Genomic DNA, 19156 nt, shown 5'->3' with positions numbered 1-19156 from the left:
TAGGTTGCCCGGTTGGTCTTGGTTATGTTTGTCGCGAGTTCCGCACGAGCCGAAGAGCACTTAATGTGCTCTTCGTGCGAGCCAGGACTGTAGAGCAGCAAACATAACCAAGACCAACCGGGTAACCGGACGAGCTAGTTTACTTCGCAACGCCGGGGATGCCGTGGGATGTTTTGGCGGTTTTGGCTCCGTTTACGATGGCGGTTTCCAGGGCCCTTACGGCGAGCATGCCCAGCAGGTCTAGGGGAACGGCGGCGCTTGCCTGGCTGCCCAGCTTGCCGCTGGCAAGGGTGTAGATGGTGTCACCGTCGTTGGTGGTGTGTGTGGGGCGGATGGCGTGTGCATGGGCGTCTGCGGCCATCTGGGAGACCTTGGTGGCCTGGGCCTTAGTGAGCTCCACGTTGGTGACGATGCAGCTGATGGTGGTGTTGGTGCGGTCGAGTGGCATTTTCATAGAGCCGGCGGCGGCAAGGGCGGCGAGCTCCATGTCGACGATCTGGTCGCTATCGGCTGCGGCGCGCATGCCGGCCACCCACTCGCCGGTGGTCGGGTCGACCACGTTGCCACAGGCGTTGACCGAGACCACGGCGCCCACCTTGACGGTGCCGAGTGCCACGGCAGCAGCTCCCAGGCCAGCCTTCATGCAGGTGGCGGGCCCCATGAGCTTGCCTACGGTGGCGCCGGTGCCGGCACCTACATTGCCCTGATCGAGTGTGGTGGGGGTATGGTCGAGCGCCTCGCGCACGGCGGCGATACCGGCCTCAATGTCGGGACGCACGGTGGGATCGCCAAAGGCGAGGTCGAAGATGCAGCTGGAACACACGATGGGCACCTGCGTGGGGCCGACGGGCAGACCGATGCCGCGGCTCTCGAGTTCGCGGGCCACGCCGCTTGCCGCCTCGAGACCAAAGGCCGAACCGCCCGAAAGGCAGACGGCGTGGACCTTATCGACGGTGTTCTCGGGACGCAGCAGATCGGTCTCGCGCGAAGCGGGAGCGCCACCACGTACGTCAACGCCGCCGGTGGCACCCTCGGGCGCCACGATTACGGTGCAGCCGGTGCCGGCCTCCCCGTCTGTATAGTTGCCAAAGCAAAAGCCATCGACATCGCAAACGTCAATGGCTTCGAGCAGTGTGTCCATGTTTTCTCCTATCGGTTTTCCGCCGGGCCTTATGCTCGGTCGGGATCCGTACGGTACGGCAAAATTGTAGGCGCCGGGGGATACCCAGCGCCAGATGCAATTACGAGAGTTTTTGAATCGCGCGTGCGACGCGAGCGATGGGTAAGCCCACCACGTTGTAGAAGTCGCCCGAAATGTCATGCACGAGCATGCGGCCGCCTGTGCCCTGGATACCGTAGGCTCCTGCCTTGTCCATGGGTTCGCTGGAGGCAACATAGTGCCCGATCTGCTCCTCGGTAAGCTCATAGAACGTCACGTCGGTCACATCGACAAACGACAGACTTTCGGCAGCATGCGGAGCTGCAGCGTCGCCGGCTTTAACGATACAGACGCCGGTTGCCACCTGGTGCGTGCGGCCCGAAAGCTCGCGGAGCATGGTGCGTGCCTCGTCCTCGTCTGCCGGCTTGCCCAAAATTTGCCCGTCAAAGGTGACAATGGTATCGGCTGCGACAGTCAGTTCGTTGGGTTCGGCGTGCTCGGAGGCAACGGCAGCGGCTTTGGCGCGTGCCAAGCGTTCGACAAGCGTAAGCGGAGCTTCGCCATCAAAAGGTGTTTCGTCGATATCTGCGGGAATTACGCGAACGTCATAGCCCGCCTCGCGCATCAGCTCTATGCGGCGCGGCGATTGCGAAGCCAAAATCATAGCTGGATGCCCTCGGCAACCTTCTCGACGGCCTTGTCGCCGGCGAGTGTGCGCAGCAGCTCCAAGGCAAAGGGAAGTGACTGTGCCATGCCGCTGGCAGTGATGATGTTGCCGTCTTGCGTGACCTTCTCGCCGGTATAAGCACCCTCGGGGAAGCCCTTCTCAAAGCCGGGGAAGCACGTGGCGCGGCGCCCCTCGAGTAGACCAAGCTCGCCCAGGATAAACGGGGCGGCGCAGATGGCGGCAACGTGCTTTGTTGCGGCGAACTCGCAGACTACATCGCAGACACGCTGGTCGGCGCGCAAGTTGGTGGCTCCGGGCAGGCCGCCGGGCAGCACGATGCAGTCGTACTCCTCAAAGTTGATCTCATCAAAGAGCGCATCGCAGGTCACGGGAATCTGCAGCGAGCTCACGACCTCGCGTGTGGGCATGATCGAGACGAGCGTGGCACGCACGCCGCCGCGACGCATGACGTCGACCATGGTCAGGCATTCAATAGTTTCAAAACCATCGGCGGCGAGAACGGCAACGCTGGGCATGAGAGTTCCTTTCGTAAGGCGGATACAATTAGCCGTCTTATACCCCGAAGACCTATGCTTGCCACGCTCGATTTCCCAATGTTTAAAAAGGGACGGGGCTATTTTAGCTACCCTCACCCATCCTCAACAATCTCAATCTGTAACATCTAGACCCACTTTTGACCCCTAACTGTTACAGATCAAGACAAACGGAAACCGCCCCGACAAAACGTCTAAATCTGTAACATCTACGGACTAAAACCGGATCTTACTGTTACAGATCGAGACAGTCCCCAACGCACCGCCCCGTTCGGGGAACGACCGCCACAGGTACGGCGGGCAGAGACTCACTTTTTTCCTCGGTTTTTCTTGACGGAATCTCACCTGTTGTAGTATTTTGTCTCAGTCTAAAAACGCGTGGACTTTTCTGGGCGCTAGCCACCTTTTTGCCACGCAACCGAGCAGTCGGTTGCGTGGCTTTTTTCGTCTTGGCAGCAGGTGCCACATGCACCGCCAGAAGACCGCACGAGCCCACCTTCCGACTGCAGGGAACAGACGCACGAGACGTGCATCTGCAAGACAGCAGATGGAAGGGAGCCTAATGGCAGGAACAAACACAATCAAGCAACAGGCCGCCGAGGCAGGAGCCACGGGCGCGGGACAGGCCAAGGCGGCGCTCCAGGTCTTTGCGGGCGGCGCCTGCTACGGCGCGATGGCCACGACCTACAAGCTCGCCTACGCCGCGGGCTTCACCTCGGCGCAGGTGGTGGCGAGCCAGGCGTGGTTCGGCTGCCTCTTCTTCGCTCTCGCCACACTCGCGGGCCACGCACTCGGGCACCGATGGCAGCGCGTGGGCTGGAAGCTCGCCCTTAAGCTCATGGGCCTGGGAGCCCTCACCTGCCTCACCTCAATCCTCTACTGCTACGCCATGAGCGTGCTGCCCGCCCCGGTGGCACTCACGCTCCTCTTCCAGTTCACGTGGCTGGGGCTCCTGTGGCAGACCGTCATGACGCGCCGACCGCCGAGGGCCCTCCAAGTGGTCTCCGCCTTGGTCATCGTCTTCGGAACGGTGTTCGCCAGCGGCGTTTACAAGACCGGCATCACCGGGTACGACCCCGTGGCCCTGCTCTGCGCGCTGGGGGCGGCCGTGTCCTGCTCCCTCTTTGTCACCCTCTCCGGCAAGGTCGAGGCCCCCTGCTCGTCCGAGCAGCGTGGCGTCATCGTATGCGCGGGCTCCGTGGTCATGTCGCTCACGGTGTGCCCGGACTACGTCGTCTCGGGCGTCCTCGCCCAGGGCATCCTGCCCTTTGCCGTCATCGCCGGCTTCTTTGGCATGCTCTGCCCGGTCCTGCTCTTCGGCATGGGCTCTCCGCACCTGCCCGCGGGCCTCTCCACTGTCATGGCCGCCGCGGAACTCCCTGCCGGCCTACTCATCGCCATGATCGTCCTCGGCGAGCCGCTCGGCGTCGTCGAGTGGCTGGGCGTCGCCATCATCCTCGCCGGCGTGTGCCTGGCGCAGGTCCCCTCCCTGCTTGGAGGCCGGGAGGCACGTCGCGCCGCCGCAGGACAAGCCGTCAGCTAGTCATCCCTTCACAGGCGGCCCGCGCGCATCAGGGAAAGGGCCACGGGCCCGGCGCGTGAGGTCGCAAGGACGTTATTAAAGCGTCCCCCGCAGAGGTGGGGACGCCAGAGAGAAGGAGGCACCATGCCATTTCCAAAAGGGTTCCTTTGGGGAGGAGCCACCGCCGCCAACCAATGCGAGGGAGGTTATGACGAGGGCGGCCGCGGCCTTGCCAATGTCGACGTCATCCCACACGGGCCGGAGCGCAACGACGTGAGTCGCGGCCTGAGGCGCATGCTCGACTTCGAGCCCGGGTACTACTACCCGGCCCAGACGGGCATCGACTTCTACCACCGCTACCGCGAGGACATAGCCCTCTTCGCGGAGATGGGCTTCAAGGTCTTTCGCCTCTCCATCGCCTGGAGCCGCATCTTTCCCAACGGCGACGAGGAGGAGCCCAACGAGGCCGGGCTCGCCTTCTACGAGGACGTGTTCCGCTGCTGCCGCGAGCACGGGATCGAGCCCCTCGTGACCATCACGCACTTCGACTGCCCCATCCACCTCGTCAAGAAGTACGGCGCCTGGCGAAACCGCACCCTCATCGAGCTCTACAAGCGGCTCGTGACGGTGCTCTTCAACCGCTACCGCGGCCTCGTGCGCTGGTGGATCACGTTCAACGAGATGAACATGATCTTGCACCGTCCCTTTATGGGTGCCGGCATCGTCCTCGAGCCCGGGGAGAACGCCCGCGAGGCCGAGTACCGCGCCGCGCACAACGAGCTCGTGGCCAGCGCCTGGGCCACCAAGATCGCCCACGAGGTCGACCCGGAGAACAAGGTGGGCTGCATGCTCGCCGCGGGAAGCTACTACCCCTACTCCTGCCGCCCCGAGGACGTCCGCGCGGCGCAGGTCAAGAACCAGGAGGACCTCTTCTTCGTGGACGTGCAGGCGCGCGGGCACTACCCCGGCTACGCGCTCAAGATGCTCGAGCGCGAGGGCATCGACGTGGGCATGACCGCCGAGGACGAGCGCATCCTTGCGGAGAACACCGTCGACTTCATCTCGTTTAGCTACTACTCCTCGCGCTGCACCGCGGGCGACCCCGATTCCGTGGGCGGCGTCGCCGAGGGCAACGCCTTCGCCGGCGTGGAGAACCCCTACGTGCGCACGAGCGACTGGGGCTGGGTCATCGACCCGCTGGGATTCCGCATCACGATCAACGACCTCTGGGACCGCTACCAAAAGCCGCTCTTTGTGGTGGAGAACGGCCTCGGCGCCTATGACGAGGTGCTTCCCGACGGCACGATCGAGGACGACTACCGTATCGCCTACCTGCGCGAGCACATCGAGGCCATGCGCGACGCCATCGAGCAGGACGGCGTCGAGATGCTCGGCTACACCACCTGGGGGCCGATCGACCTCGTGAGCGCGGGCTCCGGCGAGATGGAGAAGCGCTACGGCTTCATCTACGTGGACCGCGACAACCTGGGCAACGGCACGCTCGAGCGCAGGCGCAAGAAGAGCTTCTACTGGTACCGACAGGCCATCGCCACCAACGGAGGCGACCTGGGCTAGCCGCCCGGGCAATATCACTAAGGAGAAAATAATGGCTGAAAAATACGACGATCTGGCCAGATCCATACTCGAGAACGTAGGCGGCGCCGAGAACGTCGCCAGCGTCGCGCACTGCATCACGCGTGTGCGCTTCAAGCTCAAGGACGAGTCCCGCGCCAACACGGCCAAGATAGAGGCCCTCAAGGGCGTCATCCAGGTCATCCAGGCCAACGGCCAGTACCAGGTGGTCGTGGGTAACATCGTCGAGGACGTCTACGACGCGGTCCTGGAGGCCGGTAACTTCTCGGGCGGCGCAAGCGCCGACGACGAGCCCCAGGGCGATAAGACCGTTGCCTCCGTCATCATCGACCTCATCTCTGGCATCTTCCAGCCCATCCTGGGACCGCTTGCCGCCGCAGGCATCATGAAGGGACTGCTTGCCCTCATCACCTACTTCGTCCCGGCCTTTGCAAACGACGGCCTCTACACGCTGCTCTACACCGTGGCTGACGGCTTCTTCTACTTCCTTCCCGTCGCCCTGGCGTTCAGTGCCGCGCGCAAGTTCCGTATGAACGAGTTCACCGGCGTGGCAATCGGCGTGGCGCTCCTCTACCCGACGATGGTCGCCCTGACCTCGGGCGAGGCGCTCGGCAGCATCGACCTCGGCGTGGCCGGCACGTTCTCGTGGTACGCCACCGCCCTCGGGGTCCCCATCATCATGCCCGTGTCCGGCTACGTGAGCTCGGTGATTCCCGTCCTTCTCATGGTGTGGTTCGGCTCTATCATTGAGCGCTGGCTCAAGAGCTGGATGCCGGCTGCGCTCAAGATGTTCCTCGTCCCGCTCGCCACGATGACGGTCTCCATCGTCTTGGGCTACCTCGTCATCGGCCCGGTGGCCACCCTCATCACCAACCTGCTGAGCGCGGCGTTCTCGTTCATTTTCCAGCTTCCCGTGGTTGGTTCCGTCTTGGGCAGCGCCCTGGTCGGCGGACTGTGGATGTGCCTTGTCATCTTTGGCTTCCACTGGAGCCTCATCCCCATCTCCATCATGAACCTGAACACCCTCGGCCACGACAGCGTGCTCGCCGCCACCGTCGGCCACGGGTTCGCGCTCGGAGCGGTTATCTTTGCCATGTATCTCAGAAACAAGGACGAGCGCTTCCGCGGCATCGCCCTTCCCGCGATGATCTCCGCCTTCTTCTTCGGCGTCACCGAGCCGGGCATCTACGGCATCGCCCTCCCCAACAAGCGCGCGTTCGTCGTGGCATGCCTGAGCTCCGCCGTGGGCGGCGCCATCGTGGGAATGACGGGCGCCCTCATGTACATCTCGGGTGGCCTCGGTGTCTTCAACCTGCTCAACTTCATCGACGGGACCCCTGGTGGCGCCGGAATCTCCCACATGATCTTCGCGATCATCGCCTCGCTCGTCTCTGCCGTCCTGGCCTTTGTTATCGAGTTCATTACCTACCGGCCCAACGACGACGAGGAAGGCGCCCGCTAGCTTGGGCCCTTCTCGACCAGCTCTATGTAGTTGAGGGCAGTTGAGGTGGGTGAGGGCCGAGGACGGTTGAGGCGGCCGCCCTCGGCCCGGGACAACCTGCCAGAAGGCGTTTAGCTTTCTCGGGCGGCAGTTCAATGTCCAAGAAATGGGGGGCGGTTTAATTTCGGGACGGGGATTAAATAATCATTCGGAACAAATTTATTTTTATCCCCGTCCCAGAAAAATCATCGGGTGTGGTCTTGGGCAAACAGTCTAGTTGCGCTTGAGATGGACGACGGTTTCGCAGTGGAAGGTTTGCGGGAACAGGTCGACCGGCGTGATCTTGACGGGGGAGAAGGTACCTTCCTCGACAAAGCGCTTAAGATCGCGTGCCAGAGTCGCCGGATCGCAGCTCACGTAGGCCACGTCGCGGGCACTCGTGCTGGCGATGAGATCGATTGCCTCGGGTGCCAGACCTGCACGCGGCGGGTCGACCACCAGGACATCGGCATCCTGGTCGGGGAACTCGCGCACGGCATCGCCGCCGATGACATCGACGTTATCGAGCTTGTTGATCTCGAGGTTGCGGCGCAGGTCGCGCACGGCCGGGCCGTAGGCCTCGACGGCGGCAACAAAATCACAGCGGCGGGCGAGCGGTAGGGTAAAGGTGCCGGCGCCGCAGTACAGGTCCATGGCAAGCTCATCTTCTTGCGGGTCGAGCGCCTCCATGACAAGCTCGATCAAAATCTCGGCGCCCTTGGTGTTGACCTGGAAAAACGATGGGGCAGAAAGGCGCATCTGGCCGTCGGCGATGTTCTCGGTCCAGGAGCCCTCGCCGGCGAGCATCTCCACCTTGGAGACGCGGCGGGCCTTCTTCTCTCCCTTGCTCATGACGCGCACTACGCTCGTGGGGCGAGCGGCGTCTGCCAACACGCGCGAGACCTGCGAGCGCGGGAAGGAGCCCGTGGGCGTCCAAAGTGCGACCTCGAGTGCCTTGGTGCGACGCGAAGCGCGAATGCCCACGCGCTCCAGACCCAGATCGTGACTGCCGCTCAGATAGTTGAGCGCGCCGACGACCGATTTGAGCGCCTTGGGAAAACGCTTATCGAACAGCGGGCACGAATCTACGGTGACGATCTTGCTGGGATCGACGCCGTGCATGCCAAGGCGAACGCGGCCGTTAACGAGGGTGGGCTCCAGCTCAATCTTGTTGCGGTAGCCCCAGTCGTCCTTGGTGTGGCGGATGGGCTGGACAAGATCGTTGACCTGCTCGGGGGCGAACTTGCCAATGCGCTCGAGCGTGGAGCGCAGGTTTTGCTCTTTGGCGGCAAGCTGCGCGATGCGCGAGAGATTGCCCCACGAACAACCGCCGCAGACGCCCACGAAGGGGCAGGGGGGCTGAATGCGATCGGGGCCCGGCTCCAGAATCTCGGTCGTGCGGGCGCGCATAAACGACTTGCCGTCCTGCACGATCTCGGCCTCGACGGTGTCGCCTGCCACGGCGCCCTGCACAAAGACGGCCTTGCCGTTGTCGGCGTGCGCCAGTCCGTCGGTGCCGTAGGTCATCGATTCTATGGTGAGCTTCATGTTCCTGCCTGTCATTCGCGGTATTGTTCGCAACCATGGTAGCAGTGAAAAGCGCCCCGTATTTGGGGTATTCCTCAAATACGGGGCGCTTCTACAAACGTCTATTTCGTCTTGCCGGTAATGAGCGTCTTAAGGCCTAGGCCGATCAGGCCCAGTCCCATGCGCACGCGACCGGGGCGATGGCGCTCGATGGTCTTGGTCTTGCCAGCGGGCTTCTCGCGGCGGGCGCCCTTCTCGGACGCGGGGTTGGCCGTCTGCGGTTGGGGCCGAGGAGCAGGCTCGGACTCAGGCTCTATGACGGTTGCCTGAACCTTCTGGACCTCGGGTGCGGCCGGCTGCGGTTCGAGCTCAGGCTTGGATGCGAGCGTAGGTTCTGTCTTGGCGACGGCCTCGGCGTTGCGATAGGCATGCTCCAGCAGAGCTTCCTGCGAGTTGAAGGGCTTCTCGCCTTCTTTGCGCTCCACGGGAATCCAGGTGCCGTCACTCGTCAGACTGCGTGCCTTCACGTTGTCGCGCAGCTGCATGCCCATGTACTCGTGCACCTGGGCGCGGCAGGTGGGGTCGAGCACGGGGAAGGCGATCTCCACGCGGTGCTCGGTGTTGCGCGTCATCATGTCTGCCGAGCTCAGGTAGATCATATCCGAGTCCACGCCAAAGGCATAGACGCGCGCATGCTCCAAAAAGCGTCCGACGATGGAGCGCACGTGCACGTTCTCGGTCTTGCCCGGAACACCGGGCTTGAGGCACGAGATGCCGCGGATGATCATGTCCACGCGCACACCGGCACACGATGCCTCGGCGATCTTGTCGATGACCTCGCGGTCGGTAAGCGAGTTGAGCTTAAAGAACACGCGGGCGGGCTCGCCGACAAGGGCACGCTGAATCTCGCGGTCCAGGCCGCGCATGATGAGCGGCTTGAGGCCCACGGGCGCCACGCCCAGGAAGCGGTAGTCGCCGCGCAGGTTGCCCAGCGACAGGTTGCGGAAGAACAGGTTGGCGTCCTCGCCGATGCCGGGATGCGCGGTCATGAGCATAAAGTCGCTGTAGAGCTTGGCCGTCTTCTCGTTAAAGTTGCCGGTACCCAAAAGCGTCAGACGGGTAAGCGCCATGCCCTCGCGATAGGTGAGCTGGCAGATCTTGGAATGGCATTTAAAGCCCTCGGAGCCGTAGATAACGGTGCAGCCGGCCTCTTCCAGCCGCTCGGCCCATTCGATGTTGTTTTGCTCGTCAAAGCGGGCGCGGAGCTCCATGAGCACTGTAACCTCTTTGCCGTTTTCGGCAGCATCGATGAGCGACTCGCACAGGCGGCTTTGTTTGGCCACGCGGTAGAGCGTGATGCGAAGCGAGATGCACTCGGGGTCGTAGGCTGCTTCGTGCACCAGGTCCAAGAACGGGTTCATGGTCTCGTAAGGGTAAAAGAGCAGCTTGTCGTGCTGCAGCACCTGGTCGCGGATGGAGCGGGTCATATCGATGGTGGGGTTGGGCTGCGGCCTAAACGGCGTAAAGAGCAACTCGTTTCGTAGATGCTCGGGTATTTTGCCCTCAATGCTAAAGACATAGCCCAGGTTGAGCGGGATATCGCAGGTAAAAACCGAGCGGCGCGAAAGCTCGAGCGCTTTGCGGATGGTCTTGAGCGTTGGCTTTTCGAGCGAGCCCGATACGGCGAGCACCACCGGCTGCAGGCGCAGGCGCTTCTTGAGGATGCGCTTCATGTGCTGGCGGTAATCCTCTTCCTCCTCGACGCCTTCGCCGTCCGGATCGATGTCGGCGTTGCGGGTGACGCGGATGAGCGCGCGGTCGAGCGGCTTATAGGAGCCGAAGCAGCTGTCCAGGCAGGCGAGGATGACGTCCTCGAGCAGAATGTAGGAGTAGGTGCCGGTGGGCGAGGGGATTTCGACCACGCGGTTCATCGAGGCGGGAATCTCGATAAGGCCCAGCAGGCTCTCCTCGTCGGTGATGCCGTCCAGGCCACAAGCCAGATAGAGCGCGCCGTTGCGCAGGTTGGGGAAGGGATGGCGCGGATCGATGACCAGCGGCGAGATGACCGGTGATACGTAGGCCTGGAAGTAGCGGGTTACAAAGGTATGTTCCTCGGGCGTAAGCGAATCGATGCGGGCGCGGTGAACGCCCAAAGCGTCGAGCTTGTCCTCGATGCTCTTAAAGATCGACTCCCAGCGGGTAAGGAGCCCGGGCAGCTCTGCCATGACAGCATCGACCTGTTCGGAGGCGGTCATATTGCTCTTGTTGTCGACGGGCTGTTTTTTGAGCTCCGCCAGATCGGACAAGCCGCCCACGCGCACCATGAGAAACTCGTCGAGGTTTGACTCGAAGATCGAGACGAACTTAAGGCGCTCGAACAGTGGCACAGACTCATCGAAGGCTTCGTCGAGTACGCGGTTATCAAAGCGCAGCCAGCTAAGCTCTCGATTTTGCGTATACGAGAAATCGCGCGGTTTCTTGCGCAGCTTGGCGGCGTTCTGCTTCTTTTCGATTTTGCTCGGCATATGCATCTGTCCGTTCAGTCCCCAAAGGGACGGTAGCCTAACACTGTTTGCTATTGTCTCAATTTAGTCGACCTATGGCGCGGACGTATCGCGCGAACGGTATCTTTACCTACTTATTACGCTGACGATCCGAAGCACTAACGTCCGGTGCTTTGAACAAGCGATCTATATCCTCACTCAACTGGTGAGAATGTATGAATAAGAATGATAGCAAGCTGAATATAATCGAATTTAGGTCGAATCGAGGACAAGCGTCATTTATATGCAGAAAACCGTTTTCGCTATGCAATTTTGAATCATGGATAACTTTGAGTGTTCAATCTTGATTTCCTAGAAAAATAACGTTTACCTAGGAAAATCTGCTTTACGAAACTGAAGTGCATCATGGGAAATCATATGCGATATACCGTTCATCGTACTTTGTTGACCGTTCGGGGGCGAGGTGGAATTGCGGGTGGAAATTGGATATAACTAGAGCTGTCAGCAAGCAGCGCTCCATACGGAGGGGCGCTGATACATTCGGCCAGTAAGGCCCGAAAGAAAGGTAGGAGGCCATGACGAAAGGTCTGCACGTGCCTTCCGAGATCGGCAAGCTCAGGAAGGTCTGCCTGCACCGTCCCGGCGACGAGCTCCTCAACCTGCCGCCCGACGAGCTCGAGCGGCTCCTGTTCGACGACGTCCCGTTCCTGGAGGTCGCGCAGCAGGAGCACGACACCTTCGCCCAGATCCTGAGGGACCAGGGCGTCGAGGTGCTCTACCTCGAGAACCTCGTCGCCGAGGTGTTCGACCAGGTCCCCGGCGCCCGCGACGAGTTCACCGACCAGTACATCGCCGAGGCCGGCATCCGCGGGAAGCACATGCCGCAGATCGTCCGCGAGAAGCTGGACTCCATCGAGGACAACCTCGAGTTCGTCAAGAAGACCATGGCCGGCATGACCAAGGCCGAGATCGAGATGCCCCTCACGGCCTCCACGACCCTCGACTCCCTGGTCAACTCCGAGTCCGAGTCCGACCTGATCATCGACCCGATGCCCAACCTCTACTTCACCCGCGACCCGTTCGCGGTCGTCGGCGAGGGCGTCAACCTCAACCGCATGTACTCGGTCACCCGCAACCGCGAGACCCTGTACGGCAAGTACGTCTTCAAGTACCACCCCGACTACAAGGACGTCTCCCTGTACTTCCGCCGCGACTGCCAGTTCCACACCGAGGGCGGCGACGTGCTGAACATCAACGAGAAGACCCTCGCCGTCGGCATCTCCCAGCGCACCCAGGCCGCCGCTATCGACGTCATGGCCCAGAACATCTTCTGGAACTCCGACTCCAAGGTCGAGCGCATCCTGGCCTTCGACATCCCGGTCTCGCGCGCCTTCATGCACCTCGACACGGTCTTCACCCAGATCGACGTCGATAAGTTCACGATCCACCCCGCCATCATGGGCACCCTGCGCGTCTACGAGCTGACCGCCGGCAAGAACCCGGGCGACGTGAACATCCGCCTGATCGAGGACACCCTCGAGCACGTCCTGGAGGACGCCACCGGCGTCGACCAGGTCAAGCTGATCCCCTGCGGCGGCGGCGACCCGATCGCGGCCTCCCGCGAGCAGTGGAACGACGGCTCCAACACCCTGTGCGTCGAGCCCGGCAAGATCTGCGTCTACGCCCGCAACACCGTCACCAACGACGTGCTGTACAAGGAGGGCCTGGACCTTCTCGTCGTGCCCTCCGCCGAGCTCTCCCGCGGCCGTGGCGGCCCGCGCTGCATGAGCATGCCCTTCTGGCGCGAGGACCTCTAAGGTTTTCAAAGACCCGTACAGGTCTTAAAACAAACATCTAGCTGCCATTAGATGTCTCCCATTGGGGCGGTGCGGATCTTTCGCACCGCCCCATTCTTGTTTAATGAAGCTTAATTAACATCAGATAAGGCGGCCCATATGACTAGGGGCAGTCACGTTGATACCCCCCAACGGTGTCGGCTTCTTTGCCTTTTGGGCATCATCTCCATTCCCATGACCTTCGCCGGCATCATCCCCGTGTTCTAGCGATTGGAGCCTAGCCATGGATATCAAGACAATCGGCGTTGAGGAATGGCTCAACGTTTGGGAGAAGAGCGCCACGTGGGATATCGCCCAGTCGACGATCTCGTCGCTTACCATGGGTGAGCTGCGCGCGCTCGACGAGCAGGACGGCGCTACCTTCTACGAGCGCCTGGATCGCGAGAAGATGAACTACGGCTGGATCGAGGGTTCACCGGAGTTTAAGGCTGAAGTCGCCAAGCTCTATCGTCGCGAGGTCAATCCCGATCACATTCTGCAGACCAACGGCTGCACGGGTGCCAACCTCAACGCCATCATGGCCGTGGTCGAGCCCGGCGATCATGTCATCGCCGAGTGGCCTACCTATGCGCCGCTCTACGAGATCCCGCGTACACTGGGCGCCGAGGTCGAGTATTGGGAGCTTCGCGAGGAGCTTGGCTGGAAACCCGATATCGAGGAACTCAAGCGCCTCGTTCGCCCCAACACGAAACTCATCTGCATCAATAACGCATCGAACCCCATTGGTACGGTGCTTGATGCCGATACGCTCGGTCAGATTGCCGAGATTGCCCGTTCAGTGGGCGCCTACGTGCTGTGTGACGAGGTATATCTGCCGCTCGAGAACACCGAGTCCTTTATGTCGATGGCCGACGTGTATGAGAAGGCCATTGTCACCAACTCGGTATCTAAGACCTATTCGACGCCTGCAGCCCGCGTGGGTTGGGTCGTGACCGACGAAGAGGTGTCCAATCGCATCCGTACCTATCGCGATTACACTATGATCTGCGGCGGCGTGTTCAACGATGCCCTGGCGACCTATGTGCTTGAGCACAAGGACAAGATTCTCGAGCGCAACCGCAAGATCGTGTCTGGCAATCGCGATATCGCGCAGGCTTGGATCGATACGCAACATCGCGTTTCCTGGACGGCCCCGCAGGGCGTGTCTACCTCGTTTATCCAGCTTGATATTCCCGAGGACGACGAGGAGTTCTGCAAGCGTCTGTTGTCCGAGAGGGGAGTGCTGCTGGTGCCCGGCAGCCGTTTTGAGCTTCCCTGCGGCGCACGCCTGGGCTACTGCGCGAGCGAAAATGTTCTTCGCAAGGGCTTGAGGCTTCTGGGCGATGCACTGGCCGAGTTCGATCGCTAATCCCTTGAGGCCCTCGAAGGCCTAAACCTTACTTGGCCCTAGGTGTACCGAATGCAGACCCGCCCCTTTTGGGGAGCGGGTCTGCATGTCTTTGCCGCCGGAAAAGTCAAGTTGTTACAAATGGAGACGCAAGATCGATCGGGTATTCGACGGGCCTTATACTAAGCTTCCGGTGAACGGTATCCAACGTCTGGTAAACGGTAATCTGTTTGCTAAAAATGAATAGGACAAACTTTTTTATGAATAAAAATCAAAATGGTTGAGACACAGCAAGAATTGCGAATTCTATTCATATCGTTGCACGAAATATGCAATCTGAGGGTGGTTTAATAAAGTTTAGTTCCATTTGATTTTTGGATTGAAAACGCGTTTAAGCACGTAAATACACTTTATTAAGATGAAGTGTGCCATGCGTGAAGTATATGTGTATGCCGTTCACCCCCTATAAAAAACCGTTCGGGGGCAAGGTGGAAGTATGGGTTGATTTTGGATATAAATATGTCGTCAGCAATAACGCCTCACACGGAGGGGCGCTAACGAATCGGCCCTGACAAGGGCCCGAAAGAAAGGTAGGAGGCCATGACGAAAGGTCTGCACGTGCCTTCCGAGATCGGCAAGCTCAGGAAGGTCTGCCTACACCGTCCCGGCGACGAGCTCCTCAACCTGCCGCCCGACGAGCTCGAGCGGCTCCTGTTCGACGACGTCCCGTTCCTGGAGGTCGCGCAGCAGGAGCACGACACCTTCGCCCAGATCCTGAGGGACCAGGGCGTCGAGGTGCTCTACCTCGAGAACCTCGTCGCCGAGGTGTTCGACCAGGTCCCCGGCGCCCGCGACGAGTTCACCGACCAGTACATCGCCGAGGCCGGCATCCGCGGGAAGCACATGCCGCAGATCGTCCGCGAGAAGCTGGACTCCATCGAGGACAACCTCGAGTTCGTCAAGAAGACCATGGCCGGCATGACCAAGGCCGAGATCGAGATGCCCCTCACGGCCTCCACGACCCTCGACTCCCTGGTCAACTCCGAGTCCGAGTCCGACCTGATCATCGACCCGATGCCCAACCTCTACTTCACCCGCGACCCGTTCGCGGTCGTCGGCGAGGGCGTCAACCTCAACCGCATGTACTCGGTCACCCGCAACCGCGAGACCCTGTACGGCAAGTACGTCTTCAAGTACCACCCCGACTACAAGGACGTCTCCCTGTACTTCCGCCGCGACTGCCAGTTCCACACCGAGGGCGGCGACGTGCTGAACATCAACGAGAAGACCCTCGCCGTCGGCATCTCCCAGCGCACCCAGGCCGCCGCTATCGACGTCATGGCCCAGAACATCTTCTGGAACTCCGACTCCAAGGTCGAGCGCATCCTGGCCTTCGACATCCCGGTCTCGCGCGCCTTCATGCACCTCGACACGGTCTTCACCCAGATCGACGTCGATAAGTTCACGATCCACCCCGCCATCATGGGCACCCTGCGCGTCTACGAGCTGACCGCCGGCAAGAACCCGGGCGACGTGAACATCCGCCTGATCGAGGACACCCTCGAGCACGTCCTGGAGGACGCCACCGGCGTCGACCAGGTCAAGCTGATCCCCTGCGGCGGCGGCGACCCGATCGCGGCCTCCCGCGAGCAGTGGAACGACGGCTCCAACACCCTGTGCGTCGAGCCCGGCAAGATCTGCGTCTACGCCCGCAACACCGTCACCAACGACGTGCTGTACAAGGAGGGCCTGGACCTTCTCGTCGTGCCCTCCGCCGAGCTCTCCCGCGGCCGTGGCGGCCCGCGCTGCATGAGCATGCCCTTCTGGCGCGAGGACCTCTAAGTCTTTCCGTTTCCGGTGCGGTCCCCCTACAACCGCACCGGTTTTGCCCGTCAAACGGGCAACACGAATACTTGCGTAATTCATTTTTCGAAAGGAAACGAACCATGGGTGTTAACCTCTCCGGCCGTAGCTTCCTCAAGCTCCTCGACCTCACCACCGAGGAGATCGAGTACCTGCTCAAGCTCTCCAAGAACTTCAAGGACATGAAGCGCGCTGGCGTTCCGCATCGCTATCTCGAGGGCAAGAACATCGTTCTGCTCTTCCAGAAGACCTCCACTCGTACCCGCTGCGCCTTCGAGGTCGGCGGCATGGATCTGGGCATGGGCGTCACCTACCTCGATCCGGGTTCGTCGCAGATGGGCAAGAAGGAGTCCATCGAGGACACCGCCCGCGTTCTCGGCCGCATGTATGACGGCATCGAGTTCCGTGGTTTTGCCCAGGACGACGTCGAGGAGCTCGCCGCTAAGTCCGGCGTGCCCGTGTGGAACGGCCTGACCACTGAGTGGCATCCCACCCAGATGCTCGCCGACATCCTGACCGTCCAGGAGAACTTCAACTACGACATCAAGGGCAAGACCCTCGTCTTCATGGGCGACTGCAAGAACAACGTTGCTCGCTCCCTCATGGTTGTCTGCTCCAAGCTCGGCATGAATTTCGTGGCCTGTGGCCCCGAGGAGTGCATGCCCGCTGACGACGTCATCGAGGCCTGCAAGCCTATCGCCGAGGCTAACGACTGCACCATCAAGCTGACCACCGACGTCAAGGACGGCGTCACCGGTGCCGACGTTATCTACACCGACGTGTGGGTCTCCATGGGCGAGCCTGACGAGGTTTGGGCCGAGCGCATCGCTCAGCTCACCCCGTATCGTGTCACCTCCGAGGTCATGGCTATGGCCAACCCGGGTGCCATCTTCCTGCACTGCCTGCCCAGCTTCCACGACACCAACACCACGATTGGCGCCGAGAAGTGCGAGCAGTTCGGCATTACCGAGCAGGAGGTCACCGACGAGGTCTTCGAGAGCCCCGCTTCCAAGGTTTTCGACGAGGCCGAGAACCGCATGCACACCATCAAGGCTGTCATGTACGCAACGCTCAAGTAAGAGCCTTTAAGCATTTCGCTCGGGGTGTATTGCTGCACACCCCGAGCGGTTTGTCTGGTAAATATCTTGCGTCGGGCGGTGGGCACGGCACGGAAGATCCGCTTCGCGCGAGAAAGTTAAATGATTTATGAAGGGGGGATGAGAACTATGACTGAGACCGCTAAGAAAAAGCGCGGTATGCCTTCATCGTTCACCATTCTTCTAGCTCTGCTGGCAATTGTTGCAGTGATTACCGTTATCGTCTCCGGCACGTCCGGCGGCGCTGTTACTGCAGCCCGTCTGAGCGATTTCTGCACCGCCCCGATCCTGGGCTTCGCTGACGCTCTGCCCGTCTGCCTCTTCGTTATGATCCTGGGCGGCTTCCTCGGTATGATGACCGAGACTGGCGCTCTGGACAACGGCATCGCCGTTCTGGTGCAGAAGCTTAAGGGCAACGAGATCATGCTCGTTCCTGTCCTTATGCTCATCTTCTCCCTCGGTGGTACCACCTATGGTATGTGCGAGGAGACCGTTCCCTTCTACGCCCTGCTCGCCGCTACCATGATGGCTGCCGGCTTCGACCCCATGGTCGGCGCCGCTACCGTCCTGCTCGGCGCTGGCTGCGGCTGCCTGGGCTCCACGGTTAACCCGTTCGCCGTCGGCGCTGCCGTCGACGCTCTGACCGGCGTTGGCATTGAGGTCAACCAGTCCATCATCATCGGCCTCGGTGCCGTCCTGTGGATTGTTACCACGGCCATTTCCATCTTCTTCGTCATGGGCTATGCCAAGAAGGTCAAGGCTGACAAGGGTTCCACCATCCTGTCGATGCAGGAGCTCAAGGACGCCGAAGAGGCTCACGGCAAGGCTGCTTCCGAGGTTAACAAGGAGGTCAAGCTCACCGGTCGTCAGAAGGGTGTTCTGATCGCCTTTGCCTTCACCTTCGTCGTCATGATCGTCGGCTTCATTCCGCTGGCCGACCTCAACGAGGGCGTTGCCAACTTCTTTGACGCTGGCGCTGTCTACGATGCCGACGGTAACACCGTCGTCCAGGGCTGGTCTGCCCTGATCACCGGCCTGCCCATTGGCCAGTGGTACTTCGACGAGGCTTCCACCTGGTTCTTCCTCATGGCTATCCTGATCGGTATCATCGGTGGCCTGTCCGAGAAGCAGATCGTTAACACCTTCATCACCGGCGCTGCCGACATGATGTCCGTTGTTCTCGTCATCGCCCTCGCCCGTGGCATCTCCGTCCTCATGGCCAACACCGGTCTCGACGTCTACGTCCTCGACGCTGCCGCCAGTGCCCTGGCTGGTCTGTCCGGCGTGATCTTCGCTCCCATGAGCTTCCTGGTCTACTTCGGCCTGTCCTTCCTGATCCCGTCGACCTCTGGTATGGCTACCGTCTCCATGCCCATCATGGGACCGCTGGCTGTTAAGCTCGGCTTCTCGCCCGAGGTCATGGTCATGATCTTCTCCGCCGCCATCGGTGTCGTGAACCTGTTCACCCCGACCTCCGGTGCCATCATGGGCGGTCTCGCCCTGGCCAAGATCGAGTGGACGACCTGGCTCAAGTTTGCCCTTAAGCTCATCGTCGTTCTCTCCGTCGTCTGCGCCATCATCCTGACCGTCGCCTGCGTGTTGATCTAAGTACCCAACGGGTGCCCCACGGAAACCTTGACGATCCTGTAGAGGATCACTTGGTCATCGTCTGTCCGGTGGGGTCAACCCACCGGTAGACTCCTACCTTTAGCCCCCTCCCGTTCCGTGCGCGGGAGGGGGCGCTCTTATGTTGCGCGGTTCTACGAACCGCGCAACCAGTTGACGCTGCGCGCCGCCCAGAACGACAATTTGTCATTCAAAAGGCAAGGCATGACCAAAAGGTCTATGCCTTGCCTTTTTCATGCCAACTTGTACGTTCTGGACGGCGCTCGCTGACTTATGCTCAACCTGCGATGTTGCCATTGTTGGTGCAGGGGAAGTGCGTTTGGGGCAGCTAATTTGGGACGGGGCTTTTTTGACTACCCCCACATAAAGGGTAGTCAAAAA

General features: G+C 61.0%; 14 protein-coding genes. 8 read left to right on the top strand and 6 right to left on the bottom strand.

Annotated elements, in window-relative coordinates; genetic code table 11:
* Nucleotides 1-139 precede the first annotated feature (139 nt).
* From ACTQ40_RS01325 to ACTQ40_RS01315, 3 genes are all read right to left on the bottom strand, one after another.
* Nucleotides 140-1141, bottom strand: a complete 1002-nt coding sequence (locus ACTQ40_RS01325) for a P1 family peptidase (RefSeq protein WP_441563165.1) — start codon at nucleotides 1139-1141, stop codon at nucleotides 140-142.
* A gap of 100 nt (nucleotides 1142-1241) precedes the next feature.
* Complete coding sequence (locus tag ACTQ40_RS01320) at nucleotides 1242-1823, bottom strand: Maf family protein (RefSeq protein ID WP_441563164.1); 582 nt, start codon at nucleotides 1821-1823, stop codon at nucleotides 1242-1244.
* Nucleotides 1820-2362 (bottom strand): DJ-1 family glyoxalase III, encoded by a 543-nt coding sequence (locus ACTQ40_RS01315; RefSeq protein ID WP_441563163.1) that lies wholly within the window; start codon nucleotides 2360-2362, stop codon nucleotides 1820-1822. The genes ACTQ40_RS01320 and ACTQ40_RS01315 overlap by 4 nt, the downstream gene beginning before the upstream one ends.
* Before the next feature lie 580 nt (nucleotides 2363-2942).
* On the opposite strand from ACTQ40_RS01315, the gene ACTQ40_RS01310 reads away from it, so the two are divergent.
* The 3 genes from ACTQ40_RS01310 (at nucleotide 2943) to ACTQ40_RS01300 (ending at nucleotide 6957) form a co-directional block, all read left to right on the top strand.
* Nucleotides 2943-3923, top strand: coding sequence for an EamA/RhaT family transporter (locus ACTQ40_RS01310; RefSeq protein WP_441044764.1), 981 nt, complete (start codon nucleotides 2943-2945; stop codon nucleotides 3921-3923).
* A 123-nt stretch (nucleotides 3924-4046) separates the two neighbouring features.
* Nucleotides 4047-5477 (top strand): 6-phospho-beta-glucosidase, encoded by a 1431-nt coding sequence (locus ACTQ40_RS01305; protein ID WP_441044763.1) that lies wholly within the window; start codon nucleotides 4047-4049, stop codon nucleotides 5475-5477.
* A gap of 31 nt (nucleotides 5478-5508) precedes the next feature.
* Nucleotides 5509-6957, top strand: a complete 1449-nt coding sequence (locus tag ACTQ40_RS01300; protein ID WP_441044762.1) for a PTS transporter subunit EIIC — start codon at nucleotides 5509-5511, stop codon at nucleotides 6955-6957.
* A 252-nt stretch (nucleotides 6958-7209) separates the two neighbouring features.
* Here the strand turns inward: ACTQ40_RS01300 and rlmD are convergent, their stop codons facing one another.
* Nucleotides 7210-8538 (bottom strand): 23S rRNA (uracil(1939)-C(5))-methyltransferase RlmD, encoded by a 1329-nt coding sequence (rlmD, locus tag ACTQ40_RS01295; RefSeq protein ID WP_441044761.1) that lies wholly within the window; start codon nucleotides 8536-8538, stop codon nucleotides 7210-7212.
* An 86-nt stretch (nucleotides 8539-8624) separates the two neighbouring features.
* Entirely contained in the window at nucleotides 8625-11033 is a 2409-nt protein-coding gene (gene ppk1, locus ACTQ40_RS01290; RefSeq protein WP_441044760.1) for a polyphosphate kinase 1, read from the bottom strand.
* Between the two features lie 548 nt (nucleotides 11034-11581).
* Here ppk1 and arcA (ACTQ40_RS01285) point away from each other — a divergent pair.
* The 5 genes from arcA (ACTQ40_RS01285) (at nucleotide 11582) to ACTQ40_RS01265 (ending at nucleotide 18757) form a co-directional block, all read left to right on the top strand.
* On the top strand, nucleotides 11582-12823 hold the full coding sequence (gene arcA / locus ACTQ40_RS01285) for an arginine deiminase (RefSeq protein ID WP_427719164.1): 1242 nt from the start codon (nucleotides 11582-11584) through the stop codon (nucleotides 12821-12823).
* Between the two features lie 262 nt (nucleotides 12824-13085).
* The gene (locus ACTQ40_RS01280; protein WP_441044759.1) at nucleotides 13086-14210 is read left to right on the top strand and encodes an aminotransferase; all 1125 of its coding nucleotides are present in this window, start codon (nucleotides 13086-13088) and stop codon (nucleotides 14208-14210) included.
* A 579-nt stretch (nucleotides 14211-14789) separates the two neighbouring features.
* A complete protein-coding gene (gene arcA / locus ACTQ40_RS01275; protein WP_427719164.1) occupies nucleotides 14790-16031 on the top strand; it encodes an arginine deiminase in 1242 nt (413 codons plus the stop codon).
* Nucleotides 16032-16135: 104 nt separating this feature from the next.
* Entirely contained in the window at nucleotides 16136-17131 is a 996-nt protein-coding gene (argF, locus tag ACTQ40_RS01270) for an ornithine carbamoyltransferase (RefSeq protein ID WP_154515223.1), read from the top strand.
* 138 nt (nucleotides 17132-17269) lie between these two features.
* Nucleotides 17270-18757 (top strand): YfcC family protein, encoded by a 1488-nt coding sequence (locus ACTQ40_RS01265; RefSeq protein WP_370450555.1) that lies wholly within the window; start codon nucleotides 17270-17272, stop codon nucleotides 18755-18757.
* 204 nt (nucleotides 18758-18961) lie between these two features.
* Here ACTQ40_RS01265 and ACTQ40_RS01260 read toward each other — a convergent pair.
* A partial coding sequence (locus ACTQ40_RS01260; protein WP_441563162.1) for a hypothetical protein occupies nucleotides 18962-19156 on the bottom strand: 195 nt, incomplete at its 5' end.

It is taken from the genome of Collinsella sp. Sow4_D11 (genome assembly GCF_052116465.1).
Lineage (GTDB): Bacteria > Actinomycetota > Coriobacteriia > Coriobacteriales > Coriobacteriaceae > Collinsella.
The sequence above is the reverse complement of the archived record's forward strand: the minus strand, read 5'-3'. Positions and strand labels throughout refer to the sequence as shown.

Excerpts from the sequence above, each read along its gene's own strand:
- ACTQ40_RS01325 (WP_441563165.1), bottom strand. The coding sequence starts at position 1,141 with ATGGACACACTGCTCGAAGCCATTGACGTTTGCGATGTCGATGGCTTT.
- ACTQ40_RS01320 (WP_441563164.1), bottom strand. The coding sequence starts at position 1,823 with ATGATTTTGGCTTCGCAATCGCCGCGCCGCATAGAGCTGATGCGCGAG.
- ACTQ40_RS01315 (WP_441563163.1), bottom strand. The coding sequence starts at position 2,362 with ATGCCCAGCGTTGCCGTTCTCGCCGCCGATGGTTTTGAAACTATTGAA.
- ACTQ40_RS01310 (WP_441044764.1), top strand. The coding sequence starts at position 2,943 with ATGGCAGGAACAAACACAATCAAGCAACAGGCCGCCGAGGCAGGAGCC.
- ACTQ40_RS01305 (WP_441044763.1), top strand. The coding sequence starts at position 4,047 with ATGCCATTTCCAAAAGGGTTCCTTTGGGGAGGAGCCACCGCCGCCAAC.
- ACTQ40_RS01300 (WP_441044762.1), top strand. The coding sequence starts at position 5,509 with ATGGCTGAAAAATACGACGATCTGGCCAGATCCATACTCGAGAACGTA.
- rlmD (WP_441044761.1), bottom strand. The coding sequence starts at position 8,538 with ATGACAGGCAGGAACATGAAGCTCACCATAGAATCGATGACCTACGGC.
- ppk1 (WP_441044760.1), bottom strand. The coding sequence starts at position 11,033 with ATGCATATGCCGAGCAAAATCGAAAAGAAGCAGAACGCCGCCAAGCTG.
- arcA (WP_427719164.1), top strand. The coding sequence starts at position 11,582 with ATGACGAAAGGTCTGCACGTGCCTTCCGAGATCGGCAAGCTCAGGAAG.
- ACTQ40_RS01280 (WP_441044759.1), top strand. The coding sequence starts at position 13,086 with ATGGATATCAAGACAATCGGCGTTGAGGAATGGCTCAACGTTTGGGAG.
- arcA (WP_427719164.1), top strand. The coding sequence starts at position 14,790 with ATGACGAAAGGTCTGCACGTGCCTTCCGAGATCGGCAAGCTCAGGAAG.
- argF (WP_154515223.1), top strand. The coding sequence starts at position 16,136 with ATGGGTGTTAACCTCTCCGGCCGTAGCTTCCTCAAGCTCCTCGACCTC.
- ACTQ40_RS01265 (WP_370450555.1), top strand. The coding sequence starts at position 17,270 with ATGAGAACTATGACTGAGACCGCTAAGAAAAAGCGCGGTATGCCTTCA.